The organism is Planotetraspora silvatica, assembly GCF_016863315.1.
GTDB lineage: Bacteria > Actinomycetota > Actinomycetes > Streptosporangiales > Streptosporangiaceae > Planotetraspora > Planotetraspora silvatica.
Genome location: NZ_BOOQ01000010.1, coordinates 217,126 through 232,996 on the forward strand (window position 1 = coordinate 217,126; position 15,871 = coordinate 232,996).

15 protein-coding genes are annotated in these 15,871 nt (G+C 68.2%); 13 read left to right on the forward strand and 2 right to left on the reverse strand.

Annotated elements, in window-relative coordinates:
- Nucleotides 1-61: 61 nt before the first annotated feature.
- Genes Psi02_RS10375 through Psi02_RS10390 form a run of 4 tightly spaced genes read left to right on the forward strand, consistent with a single transcriptional unit; the run spans nt 62 to nt 3,728 of the window.
- Nucleotides 62-1,267, forward strand: a complete 1,206-nt coding sequence (locus tag Psi02_RS10375) for a class I SAM-dependent methyltransferase (RefSeq protein ID WP_203973237.1) — start codon at nt 62-64, stop codon at nt 1,265-1,267.
- On the forward strand, nt 1,267-2,049 hold the full coding sequence (locus Psi02_RS10380; RefSeq protein WP_203973238.1) for a glycosyltransferase family protein: 783 nt from the start codon (nt 1,267-1,269) through the stop codon (nt 2,047-2,049). The genes Psi02_RS10375 and Psi02_RS10380 overlap by 1 nt, the downstream gene beginning before the upstream one ends.
- Nucleotides 2,046-2,687, forward strand: coding sequence for a PIG-L deacetylase family protein (locus Psi02_RS10385; protein ID WP_203973239.1), 642 nt, complete (start codon nt 2,046-2,048; stop codon nt 2,685-2,687). The genes Psi02_RS10380 and Psi02_RS10385 overlap by 4 nt, the downstream gene beginning before the upstream one ends.
- Nucleotides 2,688-2,699: 12 nt before the next feature.
- Nucleotides 2,700-3,728, forward strand: coding sequence for an NAD-dependent epimerase/dehydratase family protein (locus Psi02_RS10390; RefSeq protein WP_203973240.1), 1,029 nt, complete (start codon nt 2,700-2,702; stop codon nt 3,726-3,728).
- A gap of 2 nt (nt 3,729-3,730) precedes the next feature.
- On the opposite strand, the gene rfbC is transcribed toward Psi02_RS10390, so the two are convergent.
- The gene (rfbC, locus tag Psi02_RS10395) at nt 3,731-4,267 is read right to left on the reverse strand and encodes a dTDP-4-dehydrorhamnose 3,5-epimerase (RefSeq protein ID WP_203973241.1); all 537 of its coding nucleotides are present in this window, start codon (nt 4,265-4,267) and stop codon (nt 3,731-3,733) included.
- Between the two features lie 29 nt (nt 4,268-4,296).
- Here rfbC and Psi02_RS10400 point away from each other — a divergent pair, with 29 nt between their 5' ends.
- Nucleotides 4,297-5,391, forward strand: a complete 1,095-nt coding sequence (locus tag Psi02_RS10400; RefSeq protein WP_203973242.1) for a class I SAM-dependent methyltransferase — start codon at nt 4,297-4,299, stop codon at nt 5,389-5,391.
- 5 nt (nt 5,392-5,396) lie between these two features.
- Here Psi02_RS10400 and Psi02_RS10405 read toward each other — a convergent pair whose 3' ends face one another.
- Entirely contained in the window at nt 5,397-6,506 is a 1,110-nt protein-coding gene (locus tag Psi02_RS10405) for a glycosyltransferase family 4 protein (protein ID WP_203973243.1), read from the reverse strand.
- Between the two features lie 215 nt (nt 6,507-6,721).
- Between Psi02_RS10405 and Psi02_RS10410 the strand changes: the two genes are divergently transcribed.
- From Psi02_RS10410 to Psi02_RS10445, 8 genes are all read left to right on the forward strand, one after another.
- Complete coding sequence (locus Psi02_RS10410; protein WP_203973244.1) at nt 6,722-7,402, forward strand: hypothetical protein; 681 nt, start codon at nt 6,722-6,724, stop codon at nt 7,400-7,402.
- An 89-nt stretch (nt 7,403-7,491) separates the two neighbouring features.
- Nucleotides 7,492-8,985: an O-antigen ligase family protein gene (locus tag Psi02_RS10415; protein ID WP_203973245.1), complete on the forward strand. Its 1,494-nt coding sequence runs from the start codon at nt 7,492-7,494 to the stop codon at nt 8,983-8,985.
- The gene (locus tag Psi02_RS10420; protein ID WP_203973246.1) at nt 8,882-9,763 is read left to right on the forward strand and encodes a glycosyltransferase family 2 protein; all 882 of its coding nucleotides are present in this window, start codon (nt 8,882-8,884) and stop codon (nt 9,761-9,763) included. Before Psi02_RS10415 ends, Psi02_RS10420 begins: the two co-directional genes overlap by 104 nt.
- 69 nt (nt 9,764-9,832) lie before the next feature.
- Entirely contained in the window at nt 9,833-11,368 is a 1,536-nt protein-coding gene (locus tag Psi02_RS10425) for a lipopolysaccharide biosynthesis protein (RefSeq protein ID WP_203973247.1), read from the forward strand.
- Between the two features lies 1 nt (nt 11,369).
- Complete coding sequence (locus tag Psi02_RS10430) at nt 11,370-12,224, forward strand: glycosyltransferase family 2 protein (protein WP_203973248.1); 855 nt, start codon at nt 11,370-11,372, stop codon at nt 12,222-12,224.
- A gap of 18 nt (nt 12,225-12,242) precedes the next feature.
- Nucleotides 12,243-13,052, forward strand: a complete 810-nt coding sequence (locus Psi02_RS10435; RefSeq protein ID WP_203973249.1) for a 2OG-Fe(II) oxygenase — start codon at nt 12,243-12,245, stop codon at nt 13,050-13,052.
- A 1-nt stretch (nt 13,053) separates the two neighbouring features.
- Complete coding sequence (locus tag Psi02_RS10440; RefSeq protein ID WP_203973250.1) at nt 13,054-14,400, forward strand: glycosyltransferase family 4 protein; 1,347 nt, start codon at nt 13,054-13,056, stop codon at nt 14,398-14,400.
- Nucleotides 14,401-14,425: 25 nt separating this feature from the next.
- The gene (locus Psi02_RS10445; protein WP_239094769.1) at nt 14,426-15,709 is read left to right on the forward strand and encodes a UDP-glucose dehydrogenase family protein; all 1,284 of its coding nucleotides are present in this window, start codon (nt 14,426-14,428) and stop codon (nt 15,707-15,709) included.
- Nucleotides 15,710-15,871: the final 162 nt, after the last annotated feature.

A 15,871-nucleotide genomic window follows, 5' to 3' on the forward strand; every position in this document is an offset into this window, starting at 1 on the left:
ATGCCACAACAGATGATTTAGCTGCCTGAAAGCCAACAAACGACTCAGAAGGTGATTTTTCATGACGGCCCCCTGCCGGCTGTGTGGTTCTGCGAACCTCGTCGGTGTCGTGGATCTCGGGGCGACGCCGCCCTGCGAGCTGTTCCTCACAGCGGACCAACTCGACCTGCCCGAGGTCACCTATCCGCTGCACCTGCGGGTGTGCACCGAGTGCTGGCTGGCTCAGATCCCGCCTCTGATCACGCCTGAGGAGACGTTCACCGAGTACGCCTACTTCTCCTCGTTCTCGACCTTCTGGGTGGAGCACGCGCGGGAGTTCGTGGCGGCCAGAGACCTCGGAGACGACGCCTTCGTCGTGGAGGTGGCCAGCAACGACGGCTACCTGCTGCAGCATGTGGTGGCGCAGGGGATCAGGTGCCTGGGCATCGAGCCTTCCGCGAACGTGGGCCAGGCCGCCAGGGACAAGGGCGTGCCGACGCTCACCGCGTTCCTCACGCCGGAGACGGGCGCCGCCGTGCGGGAGGAGCACGGCCCCGCCGATCTGGTGGTGGCCAACAACGTCTACGCGCACATTCCCGACGTCATCGGATTCACCAAGGGCCTGCGTGCTCTCGTGGCCGACGACGGCCTGGTCTCCATCGAGGTCCAGCACCTGCTCACGCTGATCGAGCTCAACCAGTACGACACGATCTACCACGAGCACTTCCAGTACTACACGGTCGCTTCCGCGCAGCGGGCCCTGGCGAGCGGCGGGCTGACGCTGGTGGACGTGGAGTTGCTGCCGACCCACGGCGGCTCGATCCGGTTGTGGGCCAGGCCGAACGGCGAGCCGTCCGAGCGGGTGACCGAGGTCCTCGCCAGGGAGAAGGCCGCCGGACTGCACGAGCTGTCCGGTTACGCCGACTTCGGCGCCCGGGTGGCGCGGGTGCGCCGGGACCTGTTGCGCTTCCTGGTCGACGCCTCGGCCGAGGGCAAGACCGTGGTGGGCTACGGCGCTCCGGGCAAGGGCAACACGCTGCTCAACCACTGCGGCATCCGGCCGGACCTGCTGGCGTACACGGTCGACCGCAACCCGTACAAGCACGGCAGGTTCACGCCCGGCACCCGGATCCCCATCCTGGCGCCCGAGCGGATCGCCGAAGATCGCCCCGACTACGTGCTCGTCCTTCCCTGGAACCTCCGCGACGAGCTCACCGAGCAGCTGTCCTACGTACGCGACTGGGGGGGAAAGCTCGTCTTCCCCATTCCGAGTTTGGAGATCGTGTAGTGAAGGTGGTCCTTTTCTGCGGCGGGCGCGGCACTCGGATGCGCAGCGAGCTCCCCGGCGGAGACATGCCCAAGCCGATGCAGATCGTCGGGCCCAGACCGTTGGTCTGGCATGTCATGCGCTACTACGCGCACTTCGGGCACAACGAGTTCATCTTGTGCCTGGGATACGGTGCCCAGCACATCAAGGACTTCTTCCTGAACTACCGGGAGACCGCCTCCAACGACTTCGTGCTGCGCGACGGCAAGGTCGAGCTGCTGTCCACCGACATCTCGGACTGGTCCATCTCCCTGGTCGACACCGGGCTCGACTCGCCGATCGGCGAGCGGCTGCGCCGGGTCCGCGACCACCTCGACGGTGAGGAGATGTTCCTGGCCAACTACGCCGACGTGCTCACCGACGCGCCGCTGTCCGAGATGATCGACCGCTTCGCCGCGACCGACGCCGGTGCGTCGATGATGGTCGTCCCGCCGAACAACACCTTCCACGTCGTCGAACTCGGCGAGGGCAGCATGGTCGGCGGGATCACCCCGGTGAGCGAGCTGCCGTTATGGATGAACGGCGGCTTCTTCGTGCTCCGCCAGGAGATCTTCGATCACATCCCCGAGGGCGGAGACCTCGTCGCGGACGGCTGTGCGGAGCTCGCGAAGCACGGCAGGCTGCTGGCCTATCCGCACAGCGGATACTGGCGGCCGAGCGACACGTTCAACCAGCGGCTCGAGCTCGACCGGGCGTGGGCGCGCGGCGATCGGCCCTGGGCCCTCTGGGAGAGCCGCCAATGATCAAACTGAGCCCCGAGCGCTGCCGGGAGATCCTCCTCCTCGGGGCGCACTGCGACGACCTCGCCATCGGGGCCGGCGGCACGCTGCTCGAGCTCTGCCGGGCCAATCCGGGCGTACGGGTTACCGCGCTCGTGCTGTCCGGCGGCGGTACGCCGAGGGAGAGCGAGGAGCGATCCGCGCTCGCCGCCTTCTGCGTCAAGGCGGAGCTCGAACTGACCATCCTGGACGTGCCCGACGGCCGGCTGCCTGTGCACTGGGAGCGGGCCAAGGAGGCGCTGGAGGAGGTGCGTCGGCGGTGCGAGCCCGATGTGATCTTCGCGCCCGCGCCGCACGACGCGCATCAGGACCATCGCGCGCTGGCCAAGCTGGTACCTACGGCGTTTCGGGACCATCTGGTACTCGGATACGAGATCCTCAAGTGGGAATCCGATCTGGAACAGCCGAACGTCTTCACCCCGCTGTCCGAGACGGCGCTGCGGGAGAAGATCGATCTGTTGCATGAGCACTACCCGTCCCAGCACATCAGGAGCTGGTTCGACGAAGAGACGTTCCGCGGCCTTGCCCGGGTGCGCGGAGTTCAGTGTCAGAGCCGCTACGCAGAGGCGTTCCACGCGGCGAAAATCATCGTGGGTTACTAGGGAGACATATCCGTGCGCGTTCTACTGACCGGCCACCAGGGGTACCTCGGCACGGTGATGGCTCCGGTCCTCGCCGCCGCCGGCCATGACGTGGTCGGCCTGGACTCCGGGCTCTTCGCCGACTGCGTGCTGGGGCCGTCTCCGGTCGAGCCCAAGGGGATCGCGGTGGACCTGCGGGACGTCGGGCCGGAGCACCTCGCGGGCTTCGACGCGGTCGTCCACCTCGCCGCGCTGTCCAACGATCCCCTCGGTTCGCTCGCGCCCGAGCTGACCTACGACATCAACCACCACGCGTCGGTACGGCTGGCACGCCTGGCCAAGGACGCGGGCGTGCGACGGTTCCTCTACGCGTCCACCTGCTCGGTGTACGGTGCCGCGGGCGGCGACGACCTGGTGGGCGAAGAGGCGCCGTTGCGGCCGGTCACGCCGTACGCCGTGTCGAAGGTGCGGGTCGAGGATGACGTGGTCGGCATGGCCGACTCCGACTTCAGCCCGGTGTTCCTGCGCAACGCCACTGCGTTCGGCTTCTCACCGCGGCTCCGCGCGGACATCGTGCTCAACAATCTCGTCGGGCACGCGCTGCTCACCGGCACGGTGAAGGTTCTGTCCGACGGGACTCCCTGGCGGCCGCTGGTGCACGCTCGCGACATCGCCGAGGCGTTCGCCGCGGTGCTCGAGGCGGACCGCGAGAGCGTGCACGCCACCGCGTTCAACGTCGGCACCGAGCGCAACAACGTGCGGGTGTCGGACATCGCGCAGTCCGTGGTGGAGGCCGTGCCGGGATCGGAGCTGCTCATCACCGGCGAGAACGGTGCCGACCCGCGGTCCTACCGCGTCGACTTCTCGCGGATCAGGGCGGCGCTACCCGGCTTCGACTGCGCGTGGAGTGTGCCCGCCGGCGCTCAGGAACTGGCCGCGGCCTACACCGAGCACAAGCTCAGCCAGGAGGCCTTCGACGCGCGTTTCACCCGATTGGCGTGGCTGTCGGCGCGGCAGCGCGCGGGCACACTCGACGATGTCATGAAGCCGGTGTCCGTGTGAGTTCAGCTCTTCAGATCAGCCCAGGACCCTGCGGCGGCGTCGCGGGGGCTGACGTGCGCCGCCGGGAGAGGCCAGGCGACGCCGAGGTCTGGATCGTCGAAGCGGACCGTCAGGTCCTCGCTCGGATCGTGTGGCCGGTCGATGCGGTAACAGATGTCGGCCACCTCGGTCAGCACCTGGAACCCGTGGAGGAAACCCCGGGGCACGTACAGGCAGGCGAAGCTTTCGTCGTCCAGCCGGAACGCGCGGTGCCTGCCGTACGTGGGGGAATCCGGCCGGGCGTCGACGATCACGTCGTGCACGGCGCCGCGCGCGCAGCGGACCAGTTTTCCCTCGCCGTCGCCCGATCGGCCGTGCAGTCCGCGCAGGACTCCCCGTTCCGAACGCGACTGGGAGTCCTGGACGAAGGAGTGGGGGTCGAGACCCGCGGCGGCGGCCACGTCCGCGTCGAACGTCCGGGTGAAGAACCCCCGGTCGTCCCGATGAGGTGTGGGAACGAAAAGCAGGACCCCGGGGAGTTCGCAGTGCTCTACTCGCATGCGTTCATCTTGTCCCAGCTGGGGGTCTCGTGGTGATCGAATGCCGTTGGTGCCGGTCCGGTGAGGGCGTCGTGGTGCTGGACCTGGGCGCGCAGCCCGCCAGCGACCACTTCCCCGCCCTGCACGACGCCGGCCCGGATCCGGTCTATCCGCTGCGCATGTGGGTGTGCGGGTCGTGTGGCCTGGCTCAGCTCGCCGAGGACGCGACCACGCCCGAGGAGCCCAGGGGGGTCGAGCCGGCGGCGCTGGTGGAGCAGGCGGCCGACGCGGTGAGCCGTGTCGCCGCGGCGGGCCTGCTGCCCGTGGGCGGAACCGTGTTCGAGTACGGAAGTCCGCACGGCGGCTCCTGGCTCGGCCTGCTCGCCGATCGCGGGCTCACTGCGACGGACGGTCAGGCGGATGTCATCGTCGACTGCTTCGGCATGATGCACGAGCCCGACCAGGCCGCCGCGCTGCGTGCGCGAGTGGAGCGGCTCGCGCCCGGCGGCGTCCTGCTGCTGCAGTATCATTCGCTCGCGGCGATCTTGGGCGGAGCCCAGTGGAATTCTCTGCGGCACGGGCACTATGCGTACTATTCGACCCCGGCGCTCGCCACGATGCTCCAGCAGTGCGGCCTGGTCGTCCGCACCGCCTTTCGGTTCGATCTGTACGGAGGTACCGTGCTCCTCGTGGTCGCGCGCGAGGGCGCCCCTGACGGCTCGGTGGCGGAGCTCGTCGTCGAGGAGGAGAGCGCGGGGGTCTTACGGCCCGAAGTGCTCTCCGGGCTGCAGACCACCGTTGGCCGAAGCGCGGGCGCGCTGGCGGATTGGTTGCACGAGCGCGCCGGCACCGGCGAGACCGTGCTCGGTTACGGAGCGGCCTCCAGGTCGGTGGCCCTGCTCTGCCAGGCGGGCGTGGATCAGAAACTGCTCCCCGCGATCGCGGACGCGTCCGAGGCCAAGCAGGGCCGGCGGATGCCGGGAAGCGCGATCCCCGTGATCTCGCCGGTCGAGCTGATGGCCGCTCGGCCGGACGTCGTCCTGCTCTTCCTGCCCGACCTGCTCGAGGAGGTGCGGTCCCGCCTGCCCGGGGTGGGCACGTGGGTGTCCGTGGAAGACCTGGGGCGGGGGACTCCGGAGGAATGAACGAGTCAGCGCAGGGTGCCGGCCACCCTCAGCACGTCATCGGCGACGCGGGACCAGCTGTAGTAGCTGATCACGTCTTCCGCGGCCGCCTCGGTCTTGGCGTACACGTCGTCATCGGAGAGCAGCCGGGTGATGATCTCGGCGAGCGCGGCGGGATCGTCGGAGTCCACCAGGTCGCCGTTGACGCCTGGGCGGACGATCTCCGGCATGGCGCAGTCTCGGCGCGCCACGCAGGGCAGGCCGTGAGCGAGGGCTTCCACGAACACGATGCCGTATCCCTCGAAGCGGCTGGGCATGACGAACAGGTCGTGCTCGGCGTAGAGCGGACGCACCTGGTCCAGCGGTATCCGGCCCAGGAAGCGCACGCCGTCCGGGATCGGTCCAGGAAGGGGCCAGTCGACAGGACCTGCCACAGTGAGCTCGATCTGCGGGTCGACCTCACGACGGAGGATCTCCAGGGCCTTCAGGACGAGGTCGCCGCCCTTCCCCACGAAGTCCTTGCCGACGAACAGCAGCCGTCTGCGCGGCGTCTCCCGCCGTATGCTCCTGGCCGCCTCGGGGCCGCAGTTGGCGGCGGGCGGAACCACATGCACGCGCTCGGCGGGCAGCCCGCTCACGCGCACCAGATGCTCGGCCAGCCAGTTGCTCATCGTCAGGACGCCCGCCGCCTTGGCGTAGATCTCATGCTGGCGGTCGCGGAGTCGCTGCACCTCGGACGGGTTCAGGCCGCGGCCCTGGCTGAGGTGGGGGCGCTCGAGCACCACGTCGAAGCTGACGTCCTGGTAGAGCATGAACGGACCCTTGAGCAGGGCGAGGTCACCGATCTGCAGGGTCACGTCCGGCTTGAGCCGGCGCTCGGCCGCGCGGAGCTTGGTGGCGGTGAGCGCCATGGTCACGGGGCGGTGCGTCCAGTTCGTGCGCCAGCGGCCGTCCCTGCGATAGGCGCCGAGAACGCGCAGAGCCGACCGGCTCAACGTCGTCCACGTCAGGCCGAGGTCCGCCACCTCGGTTCGTTCGCGCAGTGCGCCACGGAGATTCCACGGGGTGTGCGACCACGTGCCCTCCGGCGGACGGTCCCACGCACAGGCGAATCCGATCGACGGGAGAGCAGCCACATTCGCCTCCAGAATAACGATTTATCGACACGTGTCGATCCGTCCGCGGATTTTCTCTATCTTAAACATTACGAGTTTACGGGGAAGGGTGCTAAATGGACCTGATCGCGGTATTTCAGATCGCATTCCGACGATGGAAGATCCTAGTACCCCTTCTCCTCCTCTTCGCCGGAATCGGCACGGTCGCCGCCCTTAACGTGGCGCTGACTTACGAGGTGAACGGGGCCCTCCGGGTCACCTATCCCTTCGCGTCGAGCCTCGACGCGTCCGGTCGTCTCGAGCGAAACCCGTATTACGACACCGAGGGAACCGCGGCCGTACTCAGCGTGATCGCTCTGTCCCCCGACGTCGAGAAAGTGGTCAACGCGGCGGGCGGCACGGCGAAGTTCGTGACCAGCAACGAGGGCAACTCGGTAATCAGCATCACGACGACCGACCCCAACCAGGCCAAGGCGTTGCTCACCTACCGGACCCTCATCAACGAGTTGGGGGTCAGGCTGGACGATCTTCAGACGCAGAAGCACATCCCGCGGGACTACTGGGTCGCGGTGGACGACGTGGTCCAGCCTCAGGCGGCGGCGCCGTCCTACACCGGGAAGCTCAAAGTGGGGTTGGCCGCCACCGTGCTCGGCCTCATCATCTCGATCGGCGTCTGCCTGATCGTCGACTACCGGATGCGCAAGCGTTCGGGCACGCCGGCGTCCTCGCCGGAGCCTTCCGCTCCTGTCACGTACGACACGGTGATCGAGTCCCGGACCACTCCGGCCGCCATCGAGTCGTGGGAATCGGAGGAGAACGCCGATTTCAATGAGCAGTTCGTCGTCGTGCAGCTTTCGAATCCGGAGGCGAACGGCGCGCGATCGACCACGGGCACTCCGCCGGGCCAAGGGTCATGAGTCTCGGTCTACAAAACGCACGAACCGAAAAGGGCGTTGCTCGCCTCGACGCGTACCTGGACCGCCAGGCGTCGGTCGCTCTCCCTCTCGTGGCGGCGTACCTCGTCATGCTGGCGGTGTTCGTCGCCCTGGGAGTGTCGGTCGCGCTGCCCGACGTCGGCGTGGTCGTCCTGGTCGCCGTCGTGCTCGCCGTTCTGGGGCTTCGCTCCCGGCCGGACGAGCAGACGCTGTTCAGCTGGCTGATCGTTATCACGTTCCTCATTCCACAATCTCTGATCATCAAACCCCTCGGCCAGGTGGGGCAGCCCGTCCTCCTGGTCGCGGGTCTGTGCATGCTGTTCTGGGTCTTCGGCAGGTGCGACCTGAGGCTCGGCCTCGACCTGGGACGGCAACCGATCCGATTCGTCGTGCTCCTGTACGTGCTGGCGACACTGTGCGCCTACATCGCCGGACAGGTGCGCGGCATGTCGCCGCTCGAGGCTTCGGGGGCGGACGCCGCGATGCTCTCGTTGCCGTGCTTCTGCGGCATCCTGCTCTTCGTCGTCGACGGCGTCCGCACCGTCGAGGGCGTCATCAAGATCATGAAGCTGCTCGTCGCGGGCGCGGTCACCCTGGTCATCACCGCGTTCCTGCAGTACTTCTCGGTCGCCGACCTCTACAGGACGATGCGGCTGCCCGGACTGACCTTCCACGACACGGAGGACGTCGACGCGCTTCACCGCTCGGGCTTCTACCGTGTGCAGGGTCTGGCGGGACACCCCATCGAGTACGGCGTGATCGTCGGCATGGTCCTGCCCATCGCACTCCACCTCGCCCTGCACATCGACCGGCCCCGCAAGGACAGGTGGTGGCTCGCCACCGCGCTCCTGGCCATCGGCCTGCCGCTCGCGGTGTCGCGTTCGGGCGTCCTGACGGCGATCGTGTCGCTCACCATCTACCTGGTGAGCGTGAACATCCGCTGGGTGCTGAACATGTTGCCCCTGGCGGTGGGTGGCCTGCTCGCGCTGGGTGCCGCGTTCCCCGGCCTGCTCGGCAGCATCCGGAGCCTGTTCTTCGTCAGCAACCTTCAGAGCGACCCGAGCATCGCCGGCCGTACCGACGACCTGCCGGCGGTCCTCGCGACCTGGGCCGAGCATCCGTTCTTCGGCATCGGCCCCGGCACCTACATTCCGAAGCTCTATCGGATCCTCGACAACGAGTACTTGTACACGCTCGCGACCATGGGTGCGCTCGGCGTGCTGGCCCTTCTTTCGATCTTCGTGGTCGGCTACCTTCTGGCCCGGCGGGTCCAGCGGGTGGCCGTGGATCCCAAGGTGCGTGGAATGGGGCAGGCGCTGGCCGCGTCGATCGCCGGTGCGGCGGTCGCGTCGTTCACCTTCGACGCGTTCGGCTACAAGATCATGTTTGTCACGACCTTGACCATCGTCGCCTGTACGGGTGCGTTGTGGCGGCTAGCAGTACGAGATCAGGAGACCGCACGTGTCCATATCGGTTCCACCGCTCTCCATCGGCCTACCGGTCAGGAACGGCGCCCGGTACCTAGCCGGGGCGCTGGACTGCCTGCTGGGGCAGACCTACAGTGACTTCGACCTGCTTGTGGCCGACAACAGTTCGACTGACGGCACCGCGGACATCGCCCAGGAGTACGCGCGCCGCGACAGCCGTGTGAGCTACGTGCGGCACACGGAGGACTTGGGCGCCACCGGCAACTTCAACTACGTCTTCGACAACACCCGCGCCCCCCTGTTCAAGTGGGCCGCGGCGGACGACCTGCACGACCCGACGTTCCTGCAGCGCTGCATGGAGGTCCACGCGGCGGATCCCGACGTCGTCACCGTGTGCTCGGCGATCGAGTACATCGACGAGGAGGGCCGGAGCCTGCGGACCGAGCGCGACTTCGCGTCGGCCGGCTCGCCCGATCCCGTGGCCCGGTTCAACGACTTCGTCGGCTACGACTACTCATGCTCGGTCAACTTCGGCGTTCACCGGCGCGAGGCGATCGCCGACACCCGGAAGTTCCTGCCCTTCTGGGGCAGTGACCGGGTCTTCCTCGCCGAGCTCGCGCTGCGCGGACGGATCGTCGTCATTCCGGAGCCGCTTTTCAAGGAGCGTGAGCACGGCGACCGGGTGACCTCCCGCGTCGCCGGTCGTGACGTGCGCCGCTTCCAGCGCTCGGGCAAGGGCTCGAAGTTCCTCACCTGGCGGCACGCCAGCGAGCTGGTCCGCGCGGTCCGTGCCGCGGACCTGGACCCCGAACAGCGGCGCCGCGCGTACGGCGTGCTGTCCCACTGGGCGGTGCGCGAGCGGAGAAAGTTCGCCCGGAGCCTGGCCCGTGGCGTAGTGGAGTCGGTCCGTCGGTGACACGGCACATCACTGAGATGGCTGATGTAACACGCGTGCCTCCGCGGTTCGATGAATAGGAGATCGTCAGTGGGACAGGGGTCGAACACGGAGACCACGCTGCCAGTCGAGAAGAAGGCCGCAGCCGGGCACGCCACCACCGCCGAATCGGCGGCGCACGGCGCCCGGTGGACTGTCGCGGCCATGATCGCTCGGCAGTTCGGCCGGCTCGGATTCGCCGTGGTGCTGGCCAGGATGCTCGGTCCGGTCGACTTCGCGATCGTCGGTGCGGCCACCATCTACATCACGCTCACCGCGGTTCTGCTGGAAACGGGAATCGCGACCGGCATCGTGCAGAAGGAGGACCTGCGCAAGGCCGACGAGGGCACGGCGTTCTGGACCGTCACGGGGATCGGCGCCCTGGTCTCCGTGCTCACCGTGGTGCTCGCGATGCCGATCAGCAACTTCCTCGGTATTCCCGCGCTGCAACCCGTGCTCACCGTGCTCGCCGTCGGGCCGCTGCTCAAGGGACTCATCATCGTCTCGGCCGCCCGGCTGCAGCGGGACCTGCGCTTCCGCGCGCTCGGCCTCGGTGAGATCGTCGCGACACTGGTGGGCGGCGCGCTCGGCGTCGCCGCGGCCGAACTGGGCGCCCAGTATTGGGCCCTCGTGTGGCAGCAGGTCGCCACGGACCTGCTGTGCCTGATCATCTGGGCCGCGGCGGCCGGCCTGCCCGGACTGGTGATGGACCGCGAGGCCTTCCGCCACGTCCGCAAGTTCGGGGTGCCCCTGATGGGGTCGCAGATGTTCGGCTATGTCAGCCGCAACGCCGACACCATCATCGTCAGCCACTACCTGGGCCAGGCGGCGCTCTCCTTCTACATGATCCCGTACCGGATCATGCTCGTGCCGGTCAGCCTGCTCGGCAACGTGGCGAACCGGGTGGCTTTCCCCATCATCGCCAGAATTCAGGACCAACCCCAACAGGTGCGGCGGATCTACCTGAAGATCACGCAGGTGATCGCCGTGGCCGTCGTTCCGGGCATGCTCGCGGTCGCGGTGCTCTCCCCCCAAGTGGTGGAAACCGTGTTCGGTCCCGAATGGATGCCGGCCGTCCCCGTGCTGATCGCACTGACGACGACCGGAATCCTGGAGTCACTCACGACCACTGGTGGTTCGGTCTTCATGGGGACCGGCCGCGCCGACCTCGCCCTCCGCTGGTCGTGGATTCCCCTCCTCGTGTGCCTGCCGGCCTTCTTCCTGGGCCTGCCCTGGGGGGCGACGGGTGTCGCCGCCGCCTATTCCGTCGCCGTACTCGTGATCACGCCATTCCAGGTACACGCGATCGGCAAGCTCGCGGCGTTCTCGCTTCTCGACTGGGGGCGGGCCATCCTGCCGACCGTGCTGGCCAGCGTGCCCGCGGTCGGGGCGGGCTACCTGCTCACGCTCTGGTTTGAAGGGTTCGGGATACCGGTCCCGGCGGTCGCGGTCATCGGCCTGCTGGTCATCGCGGTCCTGTACATGGCGTTTTTGAGGATTGTCGCCGTCGAGTTGTTCCGCGACTCCCTGACCACCGCCCGGCTGCTGGTTCGCGGCAAGCTCGGCGCGGAGACGGAGGAGGTCTGAGGTGGCGCCCATCGCGAGCGTGGTGATTCCCGCGCACAACGAGGAGCGATCGTTGCCCCGGCTGCTCCGCGCGCTCGAGGAAGGTGCGGAGCCGGGCGAGTTAGACGTGGTCGTCGTGGCGAACGCCTGTGACGACCGCACCGCAGAGGTCGCAGCCCAAGCCGGCGTCCGTGTCATCGAGACCGAGGTCGCCGGTAAACCGCATGCTCTCCGGTTGGGCGACGACACCTGCCACACCTTCCCCCGGGTCTACGTCGACGGGGATGTCGTCCTTCCGGTGGCCGGGATCCGGGCACTGGTGGATGCGGTATCGCGCCCCGGAACCCTGATGGCCGCGCCCCGGCCCGTTCTCGACCTCGAGGGGGTCTCGGCATTGGCCCGCCGGGTCCACCGTGTCTGGTCGGCGCTTCCCACGGTGCGCGCGACCGGCGTGGGTTCCGGAGTGTTCGTGCTCAACGAGGCGGGGCACGCCGCGGCGTTCCCGGTTCCAGATGTGCTGACCGACGACGCCTGGGTGCACCGCAGTGTGCGCCCGGAGGAGAAGACAGTGGTGGAAGGGGCACGCTCGATCGTGCGCCCCGCCGCCACCGTGCCCGCGCTCCTGCGCCGCAGAGCCCGGGTACGGCTCGGCCATCGTGAGCTCGACCGACTCGGCAAGACCGCTCCCGCGGGTGCCGCCGCCGGCATCGGCACGATCGTCGCGCTCGCACGCTCAGGAGAGATCTCGAAGGTCGACGGCGCCTGCTTCGCCGTGGTCGCGGTCCTCGACCGCGCCCTCGCTGTATTCCGCAAGTTCAGAGGTGACGAGAAGAACTGGTCAACCGACAACACCAGCAGGTTCACGCCTGTTACATGACAATGTTGGAGGCAATCAATGCCCGGAGTTCTGGAATTCGCCTTCCGGCGGGAAGAGTTGTTCCCCCTCGCCGACAAGGTGCGTGAGGATTTCCTGAACGCATCCCCCTTCCGGCACGTGGTTATCGACGACTTCCTTCCGGCCGAGGTGCTCGAGGCGGTTCTCGAAGAGTTCCCTGAGCCCAGGGACGTCGAGTGGCAGAGGTTCGACACCTCTCAGGAGGTGAAGCTGGCTCTGTCCGACACCGAGCAGATGGGGCCCGCGACGCGGCACCTGCTCGCCGAGTTCAACGGCCAGGTGTTCACGAGCTTCCTCGAGCGGCTCTCCGGCATCGACAAGCTCATCCCGGACCCGCACTACGACGGCGGGGGCCTCCACCAGATTCGCGCGGGCGGCTTCCTCAAGGTGCACGCGGACTTCAACCTCAACAAGCGACTCAACGTCGATCGACGGCTCAACGGGCTCGTGTACCTCAACAAGGACTGGGAGGAAGGCTACGGCGGCCACCTCCAGCTCTGGAACAAGGACATGAGCACGTGCGAGCACAAGATCCTCCCAGTGTTCAACCGTTTTGTCCTGTTCGCCACGACCGACGACGCCAATCACGGTCACCCGGATCCGCTGACCTGTCCCGACGACCGGGCCCGCCGCTCGATGGCGCTGTACTACTACAGCAACGGCCGGCCGGACGAAGAGGTCGGCGAGGACCACACCACGCTGTTCAAGCAGCGTCCGGGCGAGCAGTGGAAGAGCAACCTCCGCCAGGTGGCCAAGCGCTGGGTGCCGCCTGTGCTGGTCGACCTCGCCTCGCGCAATGGAGCCAAATAAAGTGCGCTCGCCGCATGTGCTGATCATCGTCCAGAACCTGCCTGTCCCCCTGGACAGGCGGGTCTGGCTAGAGTGCCAGACGCTGACGGCGGCTGGTTACGAGGTCTCGGTCATCTGCCCGAAGGGGCCGGGAGATCCCGGTTACGAAGTCCTGGAGGGCGTCCACCTCTACAAGTACCGGCCGCCACCGCAGGCGGACGGCGCCGTGGGCTACGCCTGGGAGTTCGTCTACTGCTGGATCCGGACGGCCTGGCTGTCGATGCGGGTACGGCTGCGGCGGCGCTTCGACGTGCTGCAGGCGTGCAACCCGCCGGACACCTACTGGGCCCTCGCCCTCCTGTGGCGCGTGTTCGGCGTGCGGTTCGTCTTCGACCACCACGACCTCAATCCCGAGGTGTTCCTGTCGCGCTTCGGCCGGCCCAAGGGCCTCCTGGGCCGGCTTCAGCTCGGCTTCCTGAAGTTCCTGGAGCGGCGGACCTTCCGTACCGCGGACCGGGTCATCTCCACGAACGCGTCGTATCAGCGCATCGCCTGGGAGCGCGGCGGAGTGGCTCCGGAGCGCACGTCGATCGTCAGGTCGGGCCCGGACACGTCGGTGATGCGCCCGGTCGACGGGGTGGACTCGCTCCGCAGGGGGGGCTCCCACCTGGTGGTCTACCTCGGGATCATGGGGCCGCAGGACGGCGTGGACGGGGTCCTGGACGTGGCCGAGCGGGTGGTCCACGGGCTGGCCCGTACGGATGTGCGGTTCGCCCTCCTCGGATTCGGCGACTGTCTCGAAGACCTCAAGCGCCGGGCGTCCGAGGACGGGCTCGACGACTATGTGGAGTTCACCGGACGGGTCGGCCCCGAGCAGATCACGCGCTATCTGTCGACCGCCTCCGCGGGCCTGTCGCCGGACCCCCTCAGCCCGCTCAACGACGTGTCCACGATGAACAAGACCATGGAATACATGGCCTACGCGCTCCCCGTGGTCGCCTACCGGCTCACCGAGACGGTGGTCTCCGCCGGCGACTGCGCGGTGTACGTCGAGCCCGGCGACTCTGACGGGCTCGCCGACGCGCTGGTGGCGCTCCTCGACGACCCCGAGCGGCGCGCCCGCCTCGGTGCGGCGGGACGGCGCCGGGCGGAGCGTGAGCTGGACTGGGTTCCCCAGTCCGAGGCGTATCTGAACGTCTACGACGAGTTGCTCGGCAGGCAGTCGCCGAAGGTCCCGCACGGCTCCGCGGCCCCGAAGGAAACGCTCGACCGCTGGGGTAACCGGCTGGTCGACCTCGGCGACGAACGCGCGCTGCGCGAGTTCGCCGGCAGTAGAAAAGTGCCCGCCCAGGCGGAGTTGAAGGGCTGAGACGGTGTTCATACGGAGAATCGCCGTGGTCGGGACCGGTTATGTGGGCCTGACCACGGGAGCCTGCCTCGCATCGCTGGGGCACCACGTGGTCTGCGCGGACGTGGACGAGGAGAAGGTCAAGCGGCTCTCCGCGGGCGACGTCGACATCCTCGAGCCACGGCTGGCCGATCTGGTCGCCGAAGGCCTGGCGTCGGGCCGATTGTCCTTCGTACGTGGTGCGACCGCCGCGGTGACCGGCGCGGAGGTCGTGTTCCTCTGCGTGCCCACCCCGATGGGCGTCGGCGGGGTGGCCGACCTCGCGGCGGTGGAGTCGGTCATCGAGGAGGTGCGCGAGCTGCTCGGCGACGGATGCGTGATGGTGAACAAGTCGACGGTTCCGGTCGGCACCGCCGCGCGGACCGCCGAGTTGCTGGGCCGCGACGACGTGGCGGTGGTGAGCAACCCCGAGTTCCTCCGCGAGGGTTCGGCCGTCGACGACTTCCTCCGCCCGGACCGGATCGTCGTCGGTTGCGACCAGCAGGACGCCGCGGAGAAGGTGGCGGCGCTCTACTCCAAGCTGGGCGCGCCGACCGTGCTCACCGACGCCGCCAGCGCCGAGCTGGTGAAGTACGCGGCCAACTGCTTCCTGGCGATGAAGTTGTCCTACGTCAACGCGCTGGCCGAGTTGTGCGAGCGGCTCGGCGCGACCATCAGCGACGTCACCGAAGGCATCGGCTACGACCGCAGGATCGGTCAGGCGTTCCTGTCACCCGGACCCGGGTGGGGCGGATCCTGTCTGCCGAAGGACACCGCTGCGATGCTCCAGGTCGCGGATGCCGTGGACTTCGAGTTCCGCCTCCTGCGGGCCACGATCGACACCAACACCCGGCAGCGGCAGCGGATGGTGGACAAGGTGCGGCTGGCCGTGACCGGCAGGCGTACAGGCTCACTCTCCCAGGTCCGCATCGCCATCCTCGGCCTCACCTTCAAGGCCGGAACCGACGACCTGCGCGATTCGCCCGCCCTCGCGGTGGCCGCTCTGCTGCGCCAGGCGGGCGCCGACATCGTCGCCTACGATCCGGCGCTGGCGAACAGGACACGTCCCGAGTTGGACGGCGTCAAGGTCGTCGACGATCCGTACGAGGCCGCGGCGGACGCCCAGGCTCTGGTCGTGCTGACCGAGTGGCCGGAGTTCCGCACGCTCGACTGGGTGCGGGTCGGTGAGGCGGTGAGCCGTCCGATCGTGGTCGACACCCGGAACCTGCTCGACCCGGATGTGCTGCGCCGGGCCGGATTCGACTGGGTGGGCCTGGGGCACGGAGGGTGAGCTTCCACCGGGGCGCGGCTCGGCATCCGAGCAGCGCCCCGGGAGGGACGCCCTACGGTTCGCGGATCATCTGGCCGGTGTCGCCGTAGGCGTTGTCGGTCCATTCCTTGGTGACGGCGCGGCTGTCGACGGGGCCCCAGAGGTAGGAGCCGCGGACGAATT

What these genes read in the sequence shown, in the direction of transcription:
- Psi02_RS10375 (WP_203973237.1), top strand. Translation starts at nt 62, where the DNA reads ATGACGGCCCCCTGCCGGCTGTGTGGTTCTGCGAACCTCGTCGGTGTC.
- Psi02_RS10385 (WP_203973239.1), top strand. Translation starts at nt 2,046, where the DNA reads ATGATCAAACTGAGCCCCGAGCGCTGCCGGGAGATCCTCCTCCTCGGG.
- rfbC (WP_203973241.1), bottom strand. Translation starts at nt 4,267, where the DNA reads ATGCGAGTAGAGCACTGCGAACTCCCCGGGGTCCTGCTTTTCGTTCCC.
- Psi02_RS10435 (WP_203973249.1), top strand. Translation starts at nt 12,243, where the DNA reads ATGCCCGGAGTTCTGGAATTCGCCTTCCGGCGGGAAGAGTTGTTCCCC.